Origin of the sequence: Acetonema longum DSM 6540 (assembly GCF_000219125.1) — a bacterium.
In the GTDB taxonomy this organism is placed as follows: domain Bacteria; phylum Bacillota; class Negativicutes; order Sporomusales; family Acetonemataceae; genus Acetonema; species Acetonema longum.
The window spans coordinates 34571-54320 of sequence record NZ_AFGF01000280.1; the positions used below are offsets into that span (position 1 = coordinate 34571).

The 19750-nt window shown below is 49.3% G+C and carries 19 protein-coding genes and 1 tRNA gene; 16 read left to right on the forward strand and 4 right to left on the reverse strand.

The window, feature by feature from the left end; translation table 11 throughout:
* Positions 1-123: 123 nt before the first annotated feature.
* The 13 genes from ALO_RS20065 to dat all read left to right on the forward strand — a co-directional run bounded on the left by ALO_RS20065 (position 124) and on the right by dat (position 15727).
* Positions 124-3534, forward strand: coding sequence for a DNA polymerase III subunit alpha (locus ALO_RS20065; protein WP_004099925.1), 3411 nt, complete (start codon positions 124-126; stop codon positions 3532-3534).
* Between the two features lie 373 nt (positions 3535-3907).
* The gene (locus tag ALO_RS20070; RefSeq protein ID WP_004099926.1) at positions 3908-5089 is read left to right on the forward strand and encodes an acetyl-CoA C-acetyltransferase; all 1182 of its coding nucleotides are present in this window, start codon (positions 3908-3910) and stop codon (positions 5087-5089) included.
* Between the two features lie 202 nt (positions 5090-5291).
* Positions 5292-6431 (forward strand): acyl-CoA dehydrogenase, encoded by a 1140-nt coding sequence (locus tag ALO_RS20075; protein ID WP_004099927.1) that lies wholly within the window; start codon positions 5292-5294, stop codon positions 6429-6431.
* Positions 6432-6516: 85 nt separating this feature from the next.
* Positions 6517-7302, forward strand: coding sequence for an electron transfer flavoprotein subunit beta/FixA family protein (locus ALO_RS20080; protein ID WP_004099928.1), 786 nt, complete (start codon positions 6517-6519; stop codon positions 7300-7302).
* A 14-nt stretch (positions 7303-7316) separates the two neighbouring features.
* The gene (locus ALO_RS20085; protein ID WP_004099929.1) at positions 7317-8333 is read left to right on the forward strand and encodes an electron transfer flavoprotein subunit alpha/FixB family protein; all 1017 of its coding nucleotides are present in this window, start codon (positions 7317-7319) and stop codon (positions 8331-8333) included.
* 40 nt (positions 8334-8373) lie between these two features.
* Positions 8374-8790 (forward strand): MaoC family dehydratase, encoded by a 417-nt coding sequence (locus tag ALO_RS20090; protein WP_004099934.1) that lies wholly within the window; start codon positions 8374-8376, stop codon positions 8788-8790.
* 93 nt (positions 8791-8883) lie between these two features.
* The gene (locus tag ALO_RS20095; protein ID WP_004099936.1) at positions 8884-9741 is read left to right on the forward strand and encodes a 3-hydroxybutyryl-CoA dehydrogenase; all 858 of its coding nucleotides are present in this window, start codon (positions 8884-8886) and stop codon (positions 9739-9741) included.
* An 18-nt stretch (positions 9742-9759) separates the two neighbouring features.
* Entirely contained in the window at positions 9760-10542 is a 783-nt protein-coding gene (locus ALO_RS20100; RefSeq protein WP_004099937.1) for a short-chain-enoyl-CoA hydratase, read from the forward strand.
* A gap of 155 nt (positions 10543-10697) precedes the next feature.
* The gene (locus ALO_RS20105; RefSeq protein ID WP_004099938.1) at positions 10698-11252 is read left to right on the forward strand and encodes a hydrolase; all 555 of its coding nucleotides are present in this window, start codon (positions 10698-10700) and stop codon (positions 11250-11252) included.
* A gap of 149 nt (positions 11253-11401) precedes the next feature.
* Positions 11402-11602 (forward strand): hypothetical protein, encoded by a 201-nt coding sequence (locus ALO_RS20110; protein ID WP_004099941.1) that lies wholly within the window; start codon positions 11402-11404, stop codon positions 11600-11602.
* A 31-nt stretch (positions 11603-11633) separates the two neighbouring features.
* The gene (gene pyk, locus ALO_RS20115; protein WP_040294039.1) at positions 11634-13397 is read left to right on the forward strand and encodes a pyruvate kinase; all 1764 of its coding nucleotides are present in this window, start codon (positions 11634-11636) and stop codon (positions 13395-13397) included.
* 32 nt (positions 13398-13429) lie between these two features.
* Entirely contained in the window at positions 13430-14845 is a 1416-nt protein-coding gene (locus ALO_RS20120) for a hypothetical protein (RefSeq protein ID WP_004099946.1), read from the forward strand.
* Between the two features lie 21 nt (positions 14846-14866).
* Positions 14867-15727, forward strand: a complete 861-nt coding sequence (gene dat / locus ALO_RS20125) for a D-amino-acid transaminase (protein ID WP_040294040.1) — start codon at positions 14867-14869, stop codon at positions 15725-15727.
* 328 nt (positions 15728-16055) lie between these two features.
* Here the strand turns inward: dat and ALO_RS20130 are convergent, their stop codons facing one another.
* Positions 16056-16397 carry a hypothetical protein gene (locus ALO_RS20130; protein ID WP_004099951.1) on the reverse strand — a complete coding sequence of 114 codons (342 nt, stop codon included), beginning with the start codon at positions 16395-16397 and terminating at the stop codon, positions 16056-16058.
* A 167-nt stretch (positions 16398-16564) separates the two neighbouring features.
* On the opposite strand from ALO_RS20130, the gene ALO_RS20135 reads away from it, so the two are divergent.
* Positions 16565-16888 (forward strand): hypothetical protein, encoded by a 324-nt coding sequence (locus ALO_RS20135; RefSeq protein WP_004099954.1) that lies wholly within the window; start codon positions 16565-16567, stop codon positions 16886-16888.
* Between the two features lie 15 nt (positions 16889-16903).
* On the forward strand, positions 16904-17413 hold the full coding sequence (locus tag ALO_RS20140; protein ID WP_004099956.1) for a hypothetical protein: 510 nt from the start codon (positions 16904-16906) through the stop codon (positions 17411-17413).
* 85 nt (positions 17414-17498) lie between these two features.
* Here the strand turns inward: ALO_RS20140 and ALO_RS20145 are convergent, their stop codons facing one another.
* The gene (locus ALO_RS20145; RefSeq protein ID WP_004099959.1) at positions 17499-18215 is read right to left on the reverse strand and encodes an SIMPL domain-containing protein; all 717 of its coding nucleotides are present in this window, start codon (positions 18213-18215) and stop codon (positions 17499-17501) included.
* Positions 18216-18326: 111 nt separating this feature from the next.
* On the reverse strand, positions 18327-19055 hold the full coding sequence (locus ALO_RS20150; protein WP_004099963.1) for a M48 family metallopeptidase: 729 nt from the start codon (positions 19053-19055) through the stop codon (positions 18327-18329).
* 151 nt (positions 19056-19206) lie between these two features.
* Here ALO_RS20150 and ALO_RS20155 point away from each other — a divergent pair.
* Positions 19207-19294 (forward strand) — tRNA-Leu (locus ALO_RS20155).
* A gap of 146 nt (positions 19295-19440) precedes the next feature.
* Here the strand turns inward: ALO_RS20155 and ALO_RS20160 are convergent.
* Positions 19441-19665: a hypothetical protein gene (locus ALO_RS20160; RefSeq protein WP_004099964.1), complete on the reverse strand. Its 225-nt coding sequence runs from the start codon at positions 19663-19665 to the stop codon at positions 19441-19443.
* Positions 19666-19750: the final 85 nt, after the last annotated feature.

A 19750-nucleotide genomic window follows, 5' to 3' on the forward strand; every position in this document is an offset into this window, starting at 1 on the left:
CCGCTCGAATAATACCTCTCCATAGAAGATGTTTTTAACCATTCGGAGGAACTTGCCATTGTCTCACGAAGATATACAGATAACAGCCAAATTGAGTGAAACAGGGGAAGGAGCAGTCTCCAGGTGCAAAATTTTGTTCATCTTCATCTCCATACGGAATACAGTCTGCTTGACGGCGCCAGCCGCATTGACGGCTTGCTTGCCCGGGTAAAAGAACTGGGCATGCCGGCAGTTGCCATTACCGATCACGGGAATATGTACGGAGTCATTGATTTTTATAAGGCAGCCAAAAAATACGGTGTAAAACCGGTAATTGGCTGCGAAGTGTACGTGGCGCCCCGCTCCCGGTTTGATAAGAGCGCAGTGGAAGGGGAAGCCTATTATCATCTGATTTTGCTGGCGGAGAATAATACCGGCTACAAAAATTTGACCAAACTGGTGAGCAGCGCTTACCTGGATGGCTTTTACTATAAGCCCCGTATCGACAGAGATCTGCTGCGGCAGCATTCGACGGGGTTGATCTGCCTGAGCGCCTGTATTGCCGGGGAAATTCCTTCACTATTGCTAAAAGGGAATATTGCCGGAGCCGAGGACGTGGCCAAGCAGTATTTGGAGATTTTTGGCCCAGACCATTTTTTTCTCGAACTCCAGGATCACGGTCTGCCGGAACAGCGCACCGCTAACCGCCTGCTGTCAGAGATAGCCGATAAATACGGAATACAGCTGGTAGCCTCTAATGATGTCCATTATACCAACAAGGAAGACGCGGAATTCCACGACGTGCTGTTATGTATTCAGACAGGCAAAACAGTCGATGATCAAGGGCGGATGAAGTTTCCCAATCAGGAGTTTTACCTAAAGACCCCGGCCGAGATGGAGCAGTTGTTTGCCGCCTTCCCCCGGGCTTTGGCCAATAGCCTGGCTATTGCTGAGCGCTGCAACGTGGAGTTTGAATTTGGCCATTTGCATCTGCCTGATTTCCCGGTGCCGGCCGGCTTTACACCGGAACAGTATTTGCGGCAACTGTGCCGGGAACGTCTGCACGGACGCTATCCCCAGGCGGGTGCTGCCGTGCTGGAACGAATGGAATTTGAACTGGCGGTTATTGAAAAAATGGGCTATGCCAGTTACTTTTTGATTGTCTGGGATTTCATTAATTTTGCCCGGACCCATCAAATTCCGGTGGGGCCGGGAAGAGGTTCGGCCGCCGGCAGCATCGTATCCTATTTGCTGGGGATTACCAACATTGATCCCCTGAAGTATGATCTTCTGTTTGAACGTTTTTTGAACCCGGAGCGGGTAAACATGCCGGATATTGACATCGACTTTTGTTATGAGAAGCGGAGCCGGGTGATTGAATATGTGGTTTCCCGTTATGGCGCCGACCGGGTAGCCCAAATCATTACCTTCGGTACCATGGCGGCCAAAGCGGCGGTGCGGGATGTCGGACGGGCATTAAATCTTTCCTATGGTGAGGTAGACCGGGTGGCCAAGCTGGTGCCTCACGAACTGGGAATTACCCTGAAACGGTCCCTGGAGATCCAGGCTGAATTGCGGGCAGCCTACACGAGCGAGTCAACCACAAAAAAACTGCTGGATCTGGCCATGGCCGTGGAAGGCTTGCCCCGGCATGCATCGACTCATGCCGCCGGCATCGTTATTGCCAAAGAACCTTTGACCGATTATCTGCCGCTGCAAAACTCGGCGGAAGGATTTGTCACTACCCAGTATGATAAAGATAAAGTAGAAGAAATAGGCCTGCTAAAAATGGACTTACTGGGCTTGCGAACCCTTACCGTCATTGGCGATGCCATGGAGCTGATCAGGAGCAGCCGGGACATTCAGCTGGATATTGAAAGCATCCCCCTGGATGACCCGAAAACCTATGCCATGTTAGCCGCAGGTGATAGCCTTGGGGTTTTCCAGATGGAGTCCTCGGGCCTGACCAGTCTGATGAAAGAACTGAAACCGGACCGGTTCACTGACTTGATCGCCTTAGTGGCTTTATACCGTCCCGGCCCTTTGGGCAGCGGCATGGTCACTGACTTCGTTGAACGGAGGCATGGACGAACCAAGGTCAGCTATTTGCATCCCAAGCTGGAGGCTATTTTGGCAGATACTTTCGGCGTTATTCTGTATCAGGAACAGGTTATGAAGATCGCGGCTGAGCTGGCGGGATTTTCCCTGGGACAGGCTGATCTCTTGCGCCGGGCTATGGGCAAGAAAAAGCCGGAAGTGATTGCTGCTCAGCGAGATAATTTTATGACCGGCGCCAAGCAGCGAGGGGTAGAACCGGAACTTGCCGCCGAGATTTTTGATTTGATGGCTCATTTCGCCGATTATGGCTTTAATAAATCCCACAGTGCGGCCTATGCTTTGGTGGCTTATCAAACGGCGTATCTGAAAGCCCATTATCCCCAGGAATATATGGCAGCTCTACTAACCAGCGTCATGGGGGCCAATGACAAGGTAGGCATGTACATTGAGCACTGCAAGCGAACCGGGGTGCCGGTTCTGCCGCCGGATTTCAATGCCAGCGCCGCCGGCTTTTCTGTGGACGGGCAAGCCATTCGTTTCGGACTGGCCGGGATTAAAAATGTGGGCGAACAGGCCATTGTCCAGCTGATTGAGGCGCGAAACACCGCTGGACGCTTCCAATCTCTCCTGGATTTCTGCACCAAGGTGGATATGAGGGTGGTCAACCGCCGGGTCATTGAAAACATGATTAAATGCGGCGCTATGGATTCCCTGGGTTGTAAGCGAAATCAACTGCTGGAAGTCCTGGACCAGGCAGTGGATATTGCGGCGAAAAAACAGCGGGATCAGGCCAGCGGTCAAATGGATTTGTTCGGCAGTCAGGACGTACCGTCAGATGGTGCAATGGCGCTGGTTTTACCGGATGTAGCGGAATTGTCTCAGGAAAAAATGCTGGCTATGGAAAAAGAAATCATTGGTTTTTATGTGACGGGGCACCCGCTGGACCGGTATCGGCCTAAGCTAGATACGATGATGTCCATAGAAAAGATAATCAACGACGAAACAGAAGCGGCAGACGGCGCGGTGGTTAGAACCGGCGGCATGATTGTCAGCGCTAAACGAATAACCACTCGCAATGGGGATATGATGTGCTTCATAACCCTCGAGGATTTTACCAGTCAGGTGGAGGTAGTCGTCTTCTCCCGGCTGTTCGACCGGGTTCAAAAATTTTTGGCACCGGATTTTCCGGTGCTCATTATCGGCAAGATCAATCGCAACGAAGAGGCTGTTAAAATTATTGCCGACGATGTCAGAATGCTTGATGACATGAACAAAGAAATCCGCATTACCCTGTACAAACAGAAACAGACGGCTGAAATCAGGGAACAGCTGGAACGGGTATTCGCCGCTTACCATGGGCAAACTGCAGTATTTTTAAATCTGGCGGACCAACAGCGGACGATAAAAACGGAGCCCAAATTTTGGATGAATCCTAGTGCGGAAGCGATTCAGGCGCTTTGCAGTATCGTTGGTAAGGGGAATGTTCAGGTCATTTAATAAAAAACAGAGATATTGTCTAAATGCATAGACAATATGTCTCGCTTTGTGTACATTGAGACGGCTATTCCGCTGGATCTATATCATTTTAATGGAGCGGCAACCTATATTCTCAGTGCCAATCTTGCCGGAAAGATGATGCATTTGCGCTTAACAAAACTTAGAAGATGAGTATTGCTATTCGGCTAATTCATTAGAATTATAGAATTAAATTATCTGTGGCATGATAATTGCATGTATATCGTAATTGAATTAAGAATGAATTAATAATTTTTGCTAGCGGAAATATTGCGTTAAAGGTTTATTGCTAACCCAAAGGGGTTAGTGATAAAATGGATGTGCAAAGTATTATTTTGAAGGAGATGGTATTTAAATGAGAGAAGCTGTTATTGCCAGTGCAGTCCGTACACCTGTAGGGACTTTCAACGGGTCCCTCGCATCCCTGTCTGCCCCGGAACTGGGCAAAATTGTTATTGAAGAGGCTGTAAAGAGGGCAGGGGTAGCGGGTGAAACCGTCGAGGAAGTCATTATGGGCAATGTGCTGCAGGCAGGACTGGGACAGAACCCTGCCCGGCAGGCTGCGATCAAAGCCGGCTTGCCGGTGGAAGTGCCTTCCTATACGATTAACAAAGTGTGCGGTTCAGGTCTTAAGGCCGTGAACCTGGCAGCTCAGGCGATTATGCTGGGAGATGCCGATATCATCGTAGCCGGCGGTATGGAAAGCATGACCAATGCGCCGTATGTTTTGGACAGCAAGGCTCGCTGGGGATACCGCATGGGGCACGCCAAAGTCCAGGACGTGATGATCCAGGATGGATTATGGTGCGCTTTTAATGATTATCACATGGGCATTACCGCCGAAAACGTAGCGGCTAAATTCAGTATTACCAGAGAAGAACAGGACCAACTGGCTGCCGAATCCCAGGAAAAAGCGGTAAAAGCCATTCAGAGCGGCGCTTTCAAAGATGAAATCATACCTGTTACCATTAAAGGCAAAAAAGGGGACGTTGTATTTGAGACTGACGAGTACCCCAAAGCCGGGACAACCGCTGTCGCTCTCTGCGGCTTGAAGCCGGCTTTTAAGAAGGATGGCGGCGTTACAGCCGGCAACGCTTCCGGCATTAACGACGGCGCTGCCGCTCTGGTGATCATGTCAGCGGAAAAAGCCAAACAATTGGGCGTGAAGCCGCTGGCCAAGATTCGCTCCTACGGCGCCGGCGGCGTGGATCCTTCCATCATGGGAATGGGCCCTGTTCCGGCTACGCGCAAAGCTCTGGCCAAAGCGGGATTAACGGTCAATGACTTAGATCTGATCGAGGCCAATGAGGCTTTTGCCGCCCAGTTCCTGGCAGTCGGCAAGGAACTGGGCTTCCCGAAAGACAAACTCAATGTTCATGGCGGCGCTATCGCTATCGGTCATCCCATCGGCGCCAGCGGAGCGCGTATTCTGGTTACTCTGCTGTATGCGCTGCGTCAGCGCAATGCGAAACTTGGCTTGGCCACACTTTGCATTGGCGGCGGCCAGGGTGTGGCTACTATTGTAGAACGTCTGTAAACCTGACGCAGCGTTGATTTTTGAAACTTATATACTGCAAAATCTCCGGAATTGCGCCAATAGCTTGACTGTTGGCACAAAAAGAAAAAGCAATGTGATAAATTTCACAAAAACATCTTGCCATTTTGGCCAGATGTACTATCATAGTAACCAGGAAGGGTTATAGTGGCAAAAGGCTTAAACGAAAGGGAGGAAAGTTATCATGGTATTTGAACTGACGGAAGAACAGGTAATGATGCAAAAAATGGTGCGGGAATTTGCGGAAAAAGAAGTAGCCCCCAGTGTGGTGGAACGGGATGAGAACGATGAGTTTTCCCGTAAACTGTATGACGCTATGGGCGACCTCGGATTTACCGGCATTTGCTTTCCTGAAGAGTACGGCGGCGCCGGGTCCGATGTCTTAAGTTACATTCTGGCGATCGAAGAGTTGTCGAAAGTAGACGATGGTCTGGGAATTACCCTGTCGGCGACAGTATCCCTGTGCGCCTGGCCAATTTACAAGTATGGCACGGAAGAACAAAAGAAGAAGTATTTAAGACCGATGCTGGAAGGAAAACACATGGGCGCCTTCGGCCTGACCGAACCCAATGCCGGTACCGATGCGGCATCGCAGCAGACAGTCGCCGTACTGCAGGGGGATCATTATGTCATCAACGGCAGCAAGATCTTCATTACTAATGCCGGTGAAGCCGAAACCTATGTGGTATTCGCTATGACCGACAAAAGCAAAGGGGTCAAAGGTATTTCGGCCTTTATCATGGAAAAAGGAATGCCGGGATTCACCTTTGGCAAAAAAGAACATAAGCTGGGGATTCACACCTCCCTGACCATGGAACTGGTCTTCCAGGATGTAAAAGTGCCGGTAGCTAATATGCTGGGCAAAGAAGGGGACGGTTTCAAGATCGCCATGACCACTCTGGACGGCGGTCGGATTGGCGTCGCCGCGCAAGCCCTTGGCATTGCCCAGGCTGCGCTGGATCATGCTATTAAGTATTCCAAAGAACGGGTGCAGTTTGGCAAGCCTATTGCCACCCAGCAGGCGATTGCCTTTATGCTGGCAGACATGGCTACCAAAGTGGAAGCATCCCGTTTGCTGGTCTACCGGGCGGCGTATCTGAAGGAAAAAGGCCTGTCCTATTCCAAGGAAGCAGCCATGGCTAAAATGTATGCGTCCGATGCTGCTATGGCTGTTACGACCGATGCGGTACAGATTTTTGGCGGATATGGCTACAGCCGTGAGTATCCGGTTGAACGCCTGATGCGCAATGCCAAAATCACGCAAATTTATGAAGGTACCAACCAAGTTCAGCGCATTGTTGTTTCCGGGGCGATTTTACGCTAATTCTTTCGGTAGTGTATTTAATTTCGCCCCATTTTGCGATACAATAAACGGTGTGAATGTTAAGTACTAACAGGAGGGCTTGAAATTGGAAATTGTTGTATGCGTCAAGCAGGTGCCTGACACCGCTGAGATCAAAGTCGACCCAGAGACGAATACGCTGATTCGTCAGGGAGTGCCCAGCATTGTCAATCCATTTGACAAAAACGCAGTTGAGGCTGCTCTGCAGCTCAAAGAAAAGCATGATGGAAAAATTACGGTCATTTCTATGGGACCGCCACAGGCAAAGGATGCCTTAAAAGAGTGCCTGGCAATGGGTGCCGATGAAGCCATTCTGATCAGCGACAGGGCATTTGGCGGTGCGGACACGCTGGCCACCAGTTATACCCTCGCCAGCGCAATCAAAAAGCTGGGCAAGGTTGACCTGGTTATCTGCGGTAAACAAGCCATTGACGGCGATACCGCTCAGGTTGGTCCGGAAATTGCCGAACACCTGGGTATCCCTCAGGTTACTTATGTATCCAAAGTGGAAGCCGACGGCAATATCCTGCGAGTGGAACGGGAGCATGAAGAAGGCTATGAGGTTCTCGAAATTTCCATGCCCGCATTGCTTACAGTGGTAAAATCTATCAACGAGCCCCGGTATCCTACTGTTAAAGGTACGATGAAAGCAAACCGCAAGGAGATCCCGGTGTGGACAGTCAACGACCTGGAGGTCGATGCGGCGAAGCTCGGTCTGAAAGGATCGCCAACTCAAGTCCGCAAGATTTTTGTTCCTCCTTCCCGTACTCAGGGTGAAGTAATCCAAGCGGAAACCGCTCGCGAAGCTGTCGGCCTGCTCATACAAAAGCTGACGGAAGCGAAAATTGTGTAAGGAGGAGAAACAACATGGCAGAAATTGATAAGAACGCTTATAAAGGCGTATGGGTCTATATTGAACAAGTGGACGGGCAAGCCCGCGGCGTCGGTCATGAGCTTTTAGCTCAGGGCCGCATGCTGGCAGACAAGTTGGGCCAGGAACTGGCCGGGGTTATTATTGGTCATAATGTGGAAGCCTTGGCCAAAGAAGTGTTTGCCAGCGGCGCCGATAAGGTCTATCTGGTAGATGCTCCGGAACTGGCCCATTACAGTACCGATGGTTATGCCGCTGTGTTTACTGATTTGATTCAGACTTATAAGCCGACCGCCATCCTTTTGGGTGCGACCAATGACGGACGGGATCTGGGACCGCGGGTTTCCTGCCGGGTTTCTACCGGTCTGACCGCGGATTGCACCGGACTTGATATTGATGAAAAAACCGGCTTAATTGCCTGGACTCGTCCGGCTCTTGGCGGCAATATCATGGCTACGATTCTTTGCCCGGAGCATCGTCCCCAGATGGGTACGGTACGGCCCAAAGTGTTCAAGCGTCCGGAACAGGATTTCTCTCGAACCGGTGAGATCGTACGTGTGGCCAGCAAGGTAAAAGCGGAAGATATCCGCACTAAACTGGTTGATGTGATTCGCATAGCCACTGCATCCGTCAACCTGGAAGAAGCGGAAGTTATTGTTGCGGGCGGCCGCGGCATGTGCACCCCTGAAAACTTCTGCCTGATTGATCAGCTTGCCGATGTACTGGGCGCTGCCGTAGGAGCATCCCGTGCCGCTGTTGATGCGGGCTGGAAATCGGCATTGAATCAAGTGGGACAGACCGGCAAGACAGTCGGACCGAAAATTTACTTTGCCTGCGGCATTTCCGGCGCTATTCAGCATCTGGCCGGCATGTCTTCTTCCGATATCATTATTGCTATTAATAAAGATCCGGATGCGCCGATCTTTAAAATGGCCGATTATGGGATTGTGGGCGATGTCATGGAAGTACTGCCCATACTCACGGAGGAATTTAAAAAAATAAAAGCCGGTTAACCCAAGCATGGTTGGCTGGCCCTTGAACGGAGGAATTGGTATGGTCCAGGATATCGCATTCGCTGATATAAAAGTCGGTGACAAGGCCAGTGTCAGTAAAACAGTGACTGAGTATGACGTGTATACCTTTGCCGGCGTAACCGGTGATTTTAACCCCGTTCATATTAATGCTGAGTTTGCCAAACAAACCATGTTCAAGGAGCGGATCGCCCATGGCATGTTATCGGCGGGATTCATTTCCGCCGTACTGGGTACTACCCTGCCGGGAGCCAATACCATTTATCTGGGACAGGAACTTGCGTTCAAAGCGCCGGTCAAGATTGGCGATACAGTAACGGCGACTGTTGAAGTGATCGAGAAAATCGAAGGCAAGAACCGGCTGATTTTAAAAACTACCGTCACAAATCAAGCAGGAGTCGTGGTTACTGACGGTAAAGCCACTGTAATGAAGAAGTAATGCATAAAGCCTTTCCTCGCGGCGAAAGCGGTTCGTTGCGAGGAAGGCTTTCCTGTATAATCATACTATTCACATAATGAGGAGGGGTATCACATGGAATTTAAACGGGTGCTCATCGTCGGAGCCGGCCAAATGGGAAGCGGCATCGCTCAGATTATGGCTCAGAACGGTGTGGAAGTAGTACTGCGCGATATTAAAGAAGAATTCGTTCAAAAAGGAATCGCCGGCATTGAAAAAAATTTGGCTAAATCAGTGGAAAAAGGCAAGCTGACCGCTGAGGAAAAAGAAGCCGCCATGAAACGGATCAGCGGCGTGGTGGACTTCACAGCAGATTCTTGCAACGTGGATCTGGTTGTGGAAGCGGCCGTGGAAAATATGGATATTAAGCGGGATATTTTCCAAACATTAGATAAGCTCTGCCCGCCCCACACCATCCTGGCAACCAATACCTCATCTTTGCCGATAACCGCTGTGGCAGCCACCACCAAACGCCCGGACAAAATCATCGGCATGCATTTTTTCAATCCGGCGCCGGTTATGAAATTAGTCGAAATCATCAACGGATTGGCCACCGGCACCGAGACCTATGAAGCTGTGAGAGCTTTTGCTGAAAAATTAGGGAAAACACCGGTCAAGGTTTCCGACTTCCCCGGATTTGTCGGCAACCGGATCATGATACCGATGATTAATGAAGCGGTTTTTGCTCTGATGGAAGGCGTAGCCAGTGCTGAGGATATTGATACAGTGGCCAAGCTGGGCTTTAATCATCCTATGGGACCTTTGGCTTTGTCCGACCTGATCGGCAATGACACCATTCTCTATATTATGGAAGTTTTATATCAGGGTTATGGCGATCCCAAATATCGTCCCTGCCCGTTATTGAAGAAGATGGTTCAGGCCGGATATCTGGGCCGCAAAACCGGCAGAGGCTTCTACGACTACAGTAAATAAAATAGGAGGGAAAGGGCAATGGAGTACAGTAATCTCTTGTATGAAAAAGACGGGGGAATTGGATTTGTAACCTTGAACCGCCCCAAAGCGCTGAATGCGCTGAACGCCGCCCTCATGAAAGAAATCAGCCATCTAATGGATCAGATTGCCGCTGATCCGACCGTGCAAGTGGTCATCATTACCGGCAGCGGCGAAAAGTCGTTTGTAGCGGGAGCGGATATTACCGAAATGCAGCCTATGTCAGCGGTGGAAGGCCGCAACTGGGGAAAATTCGGGCAGGCTACTTTCGATAAGATTGAAAAGCTGCCCCAACCGGTGATTGCCGCTGTAAACGGTTTTGCTCTCGGCGGTGGCTGCGAGCTGGCTATGGCTTGTGATATACGGATTGCCTCCGAAAAGGCGAAATTCGGCCAGCCGGAAGTTTCTTTGGGGATTACGCCCGGATTCGGCGGTACCCAGCGTTTGTCCCGGCTGGTAGGAAAAGGCCGCGCCAAGGAACTATTGTTTACCGGAGATCTGATTGATGCCCAGGAGGCTTATCGCATCGGCCTGGTGAATAAAGTGACGGCGCCTGAAGAACTGTTGAATGCGGCCAAAGCCCTGGCGCAAAAAATAATGTCGAGGGCGCCGGTGGCGGTTCAGGTTTGCAAAGCGGCCGTTAATGAAGGGCTTGATGTGGATCTGGATTCCGGCGTTGCCTATGAGGCCGAAGTATTCGGTCTGTGCTTCGCTACCGGCGATCAAAAAGAAGGCATGGCCGCTTTTGTGGAAAAGCGGCCGGCCAAATTTACCGGCAAGTAGTTTATTCCGGCAAAGGCGTCTGCCACCGCAGGCGCCTTTTAAATTTTCCGGGACGCAGATGATTCTTTTTCAACAGTCTCCCTGCAGGAGTTTTGTTTATTTTCTGGTATATGGTACAATATAAGGAAAAATAAAAAAGCGAGGTTGATATAAATATGGGACATGCTTTTAAACTGGATAGAGGATACAGTGCCCTGGTGGTGATCGATGTTCAGGAAAAATTGCTGCCGGCAATTTATGACTGGGAGTCTGTTTTGTCCGCCACAGTGAATATGGTTAAGTTCGCCAAGATCCTCAATGTGCCTATTGTAGTCACCGAGCAGTATCCCCGCGGTTTGGGGCCGACTCACGGCGACATTGCCTCACTGATTGAACCATGGCAGCCTTTGGAGAAAACGACCTTCAGCTGCTTTGCGACAGCGGGATTTGAAGCGAAACTCAATGCAGCGGCGGCAAAATCCTTGGTGATCGTCGGCATTGAAGCTCATATTTGTGTGAACCAAACCGCTTTAGACGCTTTAAAACGGGGTTATAATGTACATATTGTGACAGATGCGGTAGGTTCCCGCAGCCCGCAGAATAAAGAGATTGGCATCGAGAAGATGCGTCAGGCGGGAGCGATTATCAGCAGCAGTGAGATCGCTTTGTACGAATGGTTGGAACGGGCGGAAGGCAAGGAGTTTAAAGCGATTTTGCCACTGATAAAGTAAATGGATTTAAGGTGCCGGCTGCTTGCCCCTGGTAACCGGCCGGCAATAAAAAAGGATTTTTTATTCTTTCTGTCAAATGGGTTAGTATTTGAAAAGCTGGCAGGAGTTTACCGGAGCATTTGAATAAATACATCGCGGGGGGTTGCGCAATGTGGACAGTCGTTTATATTGCAGCCAATCGGTTACAATCGGACAATATCAAGAAATTATTGTGTCGGGAAGGGATATTGGCGGACTCCAGACCTGCCGGTGTTTCCATGCTGGGTGACGGATTATACGAAATACTTGTTTTAGAATCTGAGGCCGAAGAAGCAACCTCCGTTTTGTGCCACAATATCACTGGGGTATGATTTTCGTTGTAGATTTACTGAATATTAGGAGATGATCCGCTTGAACAAAAAATCGAAAATTGTTTGTACCGTTGGACCCAGTACGGATAAGCCCGGCATTTTAGAGAGAATGATGCAAGCGGGAATGAATGTAGCCCGATTTAATTTTTCTCACGGCAAGCATGAAGATCATGCCCAGAGAATCGCTATGGTCCGCAGTGCGGCAGCCAGCTTAAACAGGCCGATTGGCTTGATGCTGGATACCAAAGGGCCTGAGATGCGCCTGGGCAAATTTGCTGAGGGGAAGGTGAACTTAGAAAAAGGGCAGCAATTTATTTTAACAGCCAGAGATATACCTGGAACGGCTGAAATCGTATCGGTAAACCATAAGCTGTTGCCGCGTGAGGTGGCGCCAGGCAATATCATCTTATTGTCGGATGGCTTGATTGGCCTGGTGGTCGAACGGATTGACGGGGACGATATTATCACACGTGTGCAAAACGGCGGTCCCATCAGTGATAATAAGCGGGTGGCTGCGCCGGGAGTAGGAGTCAGTTTGCCGCCTATATCGCCGCAAGATGTTGCAGATATTCTTTTTGGCATTGAGCAGGATATGGACTATATCGCTGCTTCCTTCATCCAACGGGCGGCCGATGTGCTGGCGATCCGCAGAATATTGGAAGAATCCGGCGCGACCATGGAGATTATCGCCAAGATCGAAAATGCCGAAGGTGTAAAAAACATTGATGAGATTTTGAATGTTGTGGATGGAATTATGGTAGCCCGCGGCGATTTGGGCGTAGAAATCCCCACTGAAGATGTGCCGCTGGTGCAAAAAATGTTGATTGCCAAGGCCAATAAGGCCGGCAAGCCGGTCATCACTGCCACGCAAATGCTGGAGTCCATGCTTGCCAATCCCCGGCCCACCCGGGCGGAAGCCAGCGACATTGCCAATGCGATCATGGACGGATCGGATGCCATTATGCTGAGCGGCGAAACCGCTTCCGGCTCTTATCCGGTGGAAGCGGTGGAAACTATGGCCAGGATCGCGGTCCGGACAGAGGCAGCGTTGAATTACAATGAAATATTACTAACTAAAGGAATGGTTTGTGAGCATTCCACTACCGACGCCATCAGTCATGCTACCGTTCAAATTGCCCAAAATCTGGGGGCCGCAGCGGTTATTACATCTACGGAATCAGGCTATACGGCCCGCATGGTTTCCAAATACCGCCCCCAAGCTTCGATTGTAGCAGTGACTCCTCATGCTAAGACTGTACGCCGTATGCTGCTTTTATGGGGTGTCCATCCGGTATTGGGCAGCAGCTCGAAAAATACGGATGAAATGCTGACCAATTCGGTTAGCGGTGCAATTGCTACCGGTGAGGTAAAGGAAGGCGATCTGGTGGTCATCACTGCCGGTGTGCCGATAGGAACATCCGGCACCACCAATCTGATCCGGGTTCATGTAGTGGCCAATGTACTGATGCGCGGCACCGGTATTGGACAGAAGGCCGTCACCGGTAAAGTTTGCGTTGTTCATTCCTTGGCGGAGATCAAACAAAACTTCCGGCCAGGAGATATACTGGTGATTGCCAGTGTGGATGAAGAAACTGCCCCTTACGCGGCTCAGGCTGCGGCCATTGTGGCCGAGGAGGGCGGTTTGACATCCAATGCGGCCATTGTTGGCGTCAGTTATGGACTGCCGGTATTGGTCGGGGTTACGGGCGTTGTAGAAAAGTTAGCTGACGGAACTGTTGTTACGGTTGATGCAGCGCGTGGCCTGTTGTATCAAGGTGAGATTAACGCCAGATAATGTGAGCTTGAGCCGTTGAGCGGAGGACAACTATGAGGTATTGGTGGTTATTGGTTATTATCGTGTTGGGGTATGCAGTTTTCTCTTTCTGGCGCCGCTCCCGGCAATTATCATGGCAAGCCCGTTCCCTGGCCAAAAAACTCGATAAACTTGCCCGACAGCAGCCAAGAGACGCAAAAGGGGAAACCTCCTTTTTGCGCCGGATTTACCAATTGATTCAGGATAGTCTCATTACGAATGACGTAGCAGAAACTTATAAATTGCTTGATCTTCTTAAATTGGCTTACGGCGAGGGGTGCATTCGTCCGGATGAGCCCATCCATTTAATGACACTGGCTGTGAGTTTGGTACGCCAGGAAAAGACAGATCTGGCGGCAGCTTTGCTGGACGCGTATCGCAATATGCTGCGCCGTTTACCCGTGGAGTCATCGGTTATGGCCGCAGAGCAGCTGTTGGTGATCGGTACTGTCGCTGCCCGGGAAAAGCAGCCGTTTCTGGCAACTAAGGCGGCGGAAATACTGTTTGCTATGCTGGAAAAAGTTGAGTGGACCACCCATAGGCCGGACAGTGTCATTGCCGTAATACGGTCTTTAAAGGTCCTTGGCGGTTATGCTCTCAGGCGGCAGGATACAGAGTTTTTTCGGGAAATGACAACTCGCTTTGCCGTCTTTGTCATTGCTAAACCCCACAGCATTATTGTCGATGAAATTCTGGCCGCATTATCCGTCTGGATGCATCGTATCCTGCAGACGGATAATGAGACGCTGTTTGCGGTCTTAGCGGATTTTGTCTTGCACTTGGCTGACCGCAGGGCATTGCAAGATGAATCCATTGAGCGGCTGCTGCGGGAATGGCACAATTTAGCCGGCGTGGTAAGCTTGAACCCCAAAAGCAAGCTGGCCGCCGCGGTGGTTGGGCATATCCTGGAGTTAGGCAAGAGAACCGAAAATGTTGCGAACTGGACTCTGGCGGTAAGCTGCGCCGCCAAACTGGCTAAGTTGGCCGTGGATCAGAGTGGTAGTCAGCAAGCCTTTCCTTTAATTTATCCCTTATTGGATGCCGGACGAAAATTTTTATTGGCCGAATTGAAATTTGGTGAGAATGTACGCAGTGCGTTCCGTCAAAAGGCCTTGTTTATTTTGGTAAAAGAATGCATCAGCCTTTTCAATTTTGCCGCCAGACAGCAAATGCTGGCGACGATCTATGATGTGGCGGGAGAATTTTATCAATATTGGAGCGGAGATCCTGCACGGGCTATCAGCTGTAAATCGGCTAAAAAATTTTTTCAGCTTTTATTGCTCTACTGGAAACAAACTCGTGGACTTCTCCCGAAAAAAAAGCTGCCGGCAGATTTGCCTCTGATGGACCCGCTGCTTTTTTCCGAAACGGATATCAATCGCATGGTGTTTTTAGATTCTAAAACACTAAAGCTGGATGATGCGATATGAATTTTTTAAGGGGGGTATACTATGAAACCACTAGGATTAGTGGATGGAATGATCGTTAGCTTGGATGAACCAATAATATCCATGGAAGACAGGGGTTACCAGTTTGGGGATGGGGTCTATGAGGTGACCAAGGTCTATAACGGCAGATTGTTTGCGTTTGCACAGCATAGGGAACGCCTGTACCGGTCGCTGCGCGAGCTCAGAATACCCGCTGTCTGGACTGCGGAAGAATTACAGCAGTTTCATCAGTTGCTTATTGCCGAAAGCGGCATTAAAGACGGCGGTGTTTACCTGCAAATTACCCGGGGAGTAGCGCCGCGGGCTCATAACTTCCCTGAAAACGTTGTGCCCAAACTGACCATGTCCATCCGTCCCGCTGGTTCCGCCAATGCCTCTTTGCGGGAAACCGGGGCTAAAATTCTCTTTGCCCCGGATGAACGATGGCTGCGCTGCGATATAAAATCCCTGAATTTGCTGGGCAATCTTATGGCCAAGCAAAAGGCTAAAGAGGCAGGATGTTTTGAGGCGGTTATGATCCGGGACGGTGTTATTACTGAGGGCTCCAGCAGCAATTTCATGATTGTAAAAGACGGGGTGCTTTGGACCCATCCTCTGGGAAATCTTATTTTGAAAGGCGTTACCCGCACGCTGATTGTGGAAAAGATAGCGCCGGAACTGGGATTGCCAGTTATCGAGAAAGCGTTTAACACATCCTTTGCCGGCGGCGCCGATGAGGCGTTTGTCTGCGGCACTAATACCGAAATTGTGCCAGTTGTCACCATGGACAACAATCCCGTTGCCAACGGTCAGGTCGGAGCAGTTACCCGCAAGCTGCAGCAAGCTTTCAACAAATTGATTGACATCGAATGTCAACGTAATTAATAAAAGAAAAAGAGTAAAGCAGGCTATTTAAACTTGCTCTACTCTAGTGGGGAGTTTTGTTGCCAGTCTCATCTGCGGCCTCGAAACAGGGAGCGTTCAAAAAGGTTCAGATGCTAGGTCAGAGAAACGCTCGCGTTTCCGTACTAGCGAAGAATTCAAGAGACTTTTCGGCTCGGGAGAAAGCACCCACTACTGCCACTTTCCCGAAAAGTTACGGATTCTGATGCAGCGCGACGAGGACGGGCGTGAGACTGTACGTTCGGGGGTACGTCGAACGCCCGCCCGCAGGAGGCTGAAGTGACGCAGATGGGCCTTTTTCAACGCTCCCCTACATTTTAATGGCTATGTACTGCTCGACCTGAACCGGACTTTGCTCCAGCGCTCCGGCGGGAAGAATGGAAAAGTGTCGGAAGAATTTTTTGGCCCCGATATAGGCGCCTTTGGCCGCATAACGCACTGGGAACGAATTGGTATTCCCTTCGGATAAGGGGAGTATCCCCAGAGCATGATTTTGCTGATCATAGCCGAGCATGCAGAACTGTTGATTTGCTAACAGTTCTGCAGCCTTTTTGTTAAATACGATGCGGCCGTTGGGACTCACTGTGACTGAAGGTGTATCTTTTGCAATGCGTTCTTTTCGGGGCTGAAATAGCGTAAATGAAAAATCCATGGCATTCACTCCTTTTTCTTTGTTATTATTCAGTATGTGCAAAAATTTTTAAAAATATAATACAGATAGCTTTTTGTAATATATTTTTTTGAGTGAACGGCAAATGACAGAATGTAAAATAGGCATTATAAAATCGTCTTAAAGCAACTTGCAGGGAGGCTAATATCGTGAGTCAGGTTTGGCTGGAATTAATTGTGGTCATGTTAGGCAGCAGCGTGATCAAATATGTTTTTTTGAACCGGCTTGTTTGGGTTGTAATTGATTTGGTTACTCTCGGTATTTGTTATTTGGTGTTACGGCGTTATCCCTATGTGGATATGAAGACCAGCATGATCTTTTTGAGCGGACTGACATTTATTAATATATTAGTTGATCTGGGCTGGATCAGCGGTTTGTTTGGTACATTAATCTCTTTGGCGATTGTCATGTGGTTGTTATGGAAGCGTCGGGGGCCACGGCGCCCCAATATGCGATATAAGTGGCATAAATAAAGGAGACCGTTGACGATGGCTTATCGAATTTTGACCAGAACGGCATTGCTGCTTGCGCTGGCTCTTTTGTTCCAGTCGCTGCGTTTTTACCTGCCTGTGCCGGTGTTCTTTTCCACCGTTTTGATCGGTACTTTGGTAAATGCTACAATCATTGTAGCGGTTCGAACGGCTGGTGTATGGCCGGGCATGATTGTCGGGGTATTGACCCCGGTTGTTGCTTATTTTCAGCAGCTATTGCTATTGCCGCTGTTTATCATTCCGGTGGCCGTGGGAAATATGATTTATGCCGGATCCTTTTATAAAATTTTCCGGCGGGGCAATCTGCCGGCAGTAATTATAGCAGCCATGCTGAAAGCGGCCTCCCTGTACTTTGCCTTTGCCTGGCTGGTCCCTCTGACAGGACTGGCGGCAAAACAGGCGGCGATGATCATTTTTGTCATGAGCTGGCCTCAGCTTGTGACGGCAATTGCCGGGGGCTTGCTGGCTTTAGTTATTGGCAGGCGCATTCGGCAGTTTCATTCTTGATGATTCGGTAATTTAAACCGGCATTACAAAATGGAAAACTCCCGGCCAGTCTAGACTGGCCGGGAGTTTTTTCTGAGCGGATTGATTATTCGATTTCAAATACAATCACGACGGAAGCGGATATTTGTATGGAACCGGGCAAGATGGGGGTCGTGGGAATCCCGTCGGCTTTGAGGAGATAGCGGTGCTGGTATTCGGGAACTTGCACTGAGACCCCTCCTTCCTGGATGGATACTACTTTACCCAGTTTTTTACCGAGGGCTGTTGCCAATGCTTCGGCCTTACCTTTAGCATCCCGGAGGGCGGCCTGCAATACCTGGCGTTTTAGCTGGGCATCGTCGCTGCGGCTGAAATTCAAGTCCACAATTTGATTGGCGCCGGCGGAGAAAGAGCCGTCAATAATGGCGCCGATTTGATTCATGTCATTTACAACAGCAATAACGGTGTGGCTGACACGATAGCCGGCGATCATCGGAACCTTGTTTTCTTTACCCTGTTCCGTGTGTATGGGGGAAACTGCGTATTGCACGGTGCGCAGTTTGTCTTTTGCAATTCCCATATCCAATAGTTTTTGTTGTACTGTGGCGGCTAGGCGGGCATTTTCTGTCTGGGCGTCCTCGGCTGTTTTTCCGGTGGTGACAACGCCGATACCAATAGAAGCCTGGTCAGTCAGGACTTCGATTTGACTGTTTCCCTGAACAGTGATGGTTCCGGCACTGGCAACAGGAACGGCAACAGCGCTGGCTCCGAAAAAGGTCATTATGGTCAGAAGGGCAGTCACAATAAGCAATTTGTATTTCATGCCGGTATTCCTCCAAGTACAACATTAAAGTATTATTAGATAGTTCGTTAACTGTATTCTTTCGGTAAGCGATATTTCCTGCCGTCAGGCATAATCGGGAAAAAGTCTACATTATTTGCCCAAAAGACTCATGATCAGATGTCCGTTTTGCTTGAGCCAGCGCCTCTGTTCCTCATAATCAGGAATATAGCGGGCTAAAAAAGCCCAGTATTGGGTGGAATGATTCGGAATTCGCAGGTGGCAGAGTTCGTGAACCACCAGATAATCAATAACACATTCCGGCGCCATGATGATACGCCAACTGTAGCTGATAGCCGCCCTTGCGGAGCAGCTGCCCCAGCGGGTTTTGGGGTCACGGATGGTTATTTTATTGGGGCGGGCGCCGATAATCCCGCCCCAATATTCTGTTTTTTCCCGCAGAGTCTGGTACGCCATACGCCGATACCAAATTACCAGAATCTTTTTCAGAACATCCTGACCCGTTTGGCCCGGCTGATGCCGTAGGAGAATTCTTTGATTATCCGCCAAGGTAATGCCTGGATGGTGAGTGGATTCATGCAGGACTACTTGGTGCATCTGACCGTGAAGAGGTAACTCCATTCCCGGCTGTATCAGCTGACCCGCCGCAGCTTCACAACCCTTTAAGCGTTCGGTGGTACGTGAAATCCAGGCACTCTTTTGGATGAGCAGATGATCGATTTTTTTTGCATCATAATTGCTGGGGATGGTAATCTCCAGTGTGGTGGATGAAGTTATTTTCAGACGGGCTGAACTCGTTCGTCTGGTACTGATTATGACGGTATAATCAATGGCGTGACCGTTGATTGTTTTGCTGGGCATTCCTTAAGTCTCCTTTAGCTTTAGATACCTGAATAGTTTTACGAATCAAGGCCCATTTCCTGCGTCTGCTCCAACGTTTATTTTTTAAAACTGGTTGACTTTTAGTTGCGGGGATGATAAAATACTCTTTGTCCAATAGGATCATGAATATGCCGAAGTGGCGGAATTGGCAGACGCACTTGACTCAAAATCAAGCGTGGTCACCCCACGTGCCGGTTCGAGTCCGGCCTTCGGCACCAGCAAGTAAGCGGCGTTTGATAAAAAATCAGGCGCCGTTTGTTTATTTTTAACCATAATTGAACTCTGTGGCGAAAATGATTAATTATATCTAAAAAAAACCGGCTTTTGGCAAAGTCGGTTTTTTGTGAATTTATAGCAGGAGCGCCTACTTTGCCTGGCTGAGAAGCATATCCAGATTTAATCCGTTGGCTGCGAAAGTTTTTTCAATAAATAGCTTGTCATATGCCAGTCGTTCTACGATATGCCGGATATTAGGAAAATTGAAATCAGCTTCGTTCATTTGTTTTAATTTATTGTTGTACATCTGCTCAATATTGGTTATTCTTTCGTACTCTCTCAGCAATAAGTCGATAACCTTAGAACCTTGCATCTTATATACCTCCTTAAATTTTCGATACCTATACTGTTAATCGTGTTTTATAATAATTGATTAAACCTGACAAAAGGAGCCTTTG

Excerpts from the sequence above, each read along its gene's own strand:
- ALO_RS20070 (WP_004099926.1), top strand. The coding sequence starts at position 3,908 with ATGAGAGAAGCTGTTATTGCCAGTGCAGTCCGTACACCTGTAGGGACT.
- ALO_RS20075 (WP_004099927.1), top strand. The coding sequence starts at position 5,292 with ATGGTATTTGAACTGACGGAAGAACAGGTAATGATGCAAAAAATGGTG.
- ALO_RS20085 (WP_004099929.1), top strand. The coding sequence starts at position 7,317 with ATGGCAGAAATTGATAAGAACGCTTATAAAGGCGTATGGGTCTATATT.
- ALO_RS20090 (WP_004099934.1), top strand. The coding sequence starts at position 8,374 with ATGGTCCAGGATATCGCATTCGCTGATATAAAAGTCGGTGACAAGGCC.
- ALO_RS20095 (WP_004099936.1), top strand. The coding sequence starts at position 8,884 with ATGGAATTTAAACGGGTGCTCATCGTCGGAGCCGGCCAAATGGGAAGC.
- ALO_RS20100 (WP_004099937.1), top strand. The coding sequence starts at position 9,760 with ATGGAGTACAGTAATCTCTTGTATGAAAAAGACGGGGGAATTGGATTT.
- ALO_RS20105 (WP_004099938.1), top strand. The coding sequence starts at position 10,698 with ATGGGACATGCTTTTAAACTGGATAGAGGATACAGTGCCCTGGTGGTG.
- ALO_RS20110 (WP_004099941.1), top strand. The coding sequence starts at position 11,402 with ATGTGGACAGTCGTTTATATTGCAGCCAATCGGTTACAATCGGACAAT.
- pyk (WP_040294039.1), top strand. The coding sequence starts at position 11,634 with ATGATCCGCTTGAACAAAAAATCGAAAATTGTTTGTACCGTTGGACCC.
- ALO_RS20120 (WP_004099946.1), top strand. The coding sequence starts at position 13,430 with ATGAGGTATTGGTGGTTATTGGTTATTATCGTGTTGGGGTATGCAGTT.
- dat (WP_040294040.1), top strand. The coding sequence starts at position 14,867 with ATGAAACCACTAGGATTAGTGGATGGAATGATCGTTAGCTTGGATGAA.
- ALO_RS20130 (WP_004099951.1), bottom strand. The coding sequence starts at position 16,397 with ATGGATTTTTCATTTACGCTATTTCAGCCCCGAAAAGAACGCATTGCA.
- ALO_RS20140 (WP_004099956.1), top strand. The coding sequence starts at position 16,904 with ATGGCTTATCGAATTTTGACCAGAACGGCATTGCTGCTTGCGCTGGCT.
- ALO_RS20145 (WP_004099959.1), bottom strand. The coding sequence starts at position 18,215 with ATGAAATACAAATTGCTTATTGTGACTGCCCTTCTGACCATAATGACC.
- ALO_RS20150 (WP_004099963.1), bottom strand. The coding sequence starts at position 19,055 with ATGCCCAGCAAAACAATCAACGGTCACGCCATTGATTATACCGTCATA.
- ALO_RS20160 (WP_004099964.1), bottom strand. The coding sequence starts at position 19,665 with ATGCAAGGTTCTAAGGTTATCGACTTATTGCTGAGAGAGTACGAAAGA.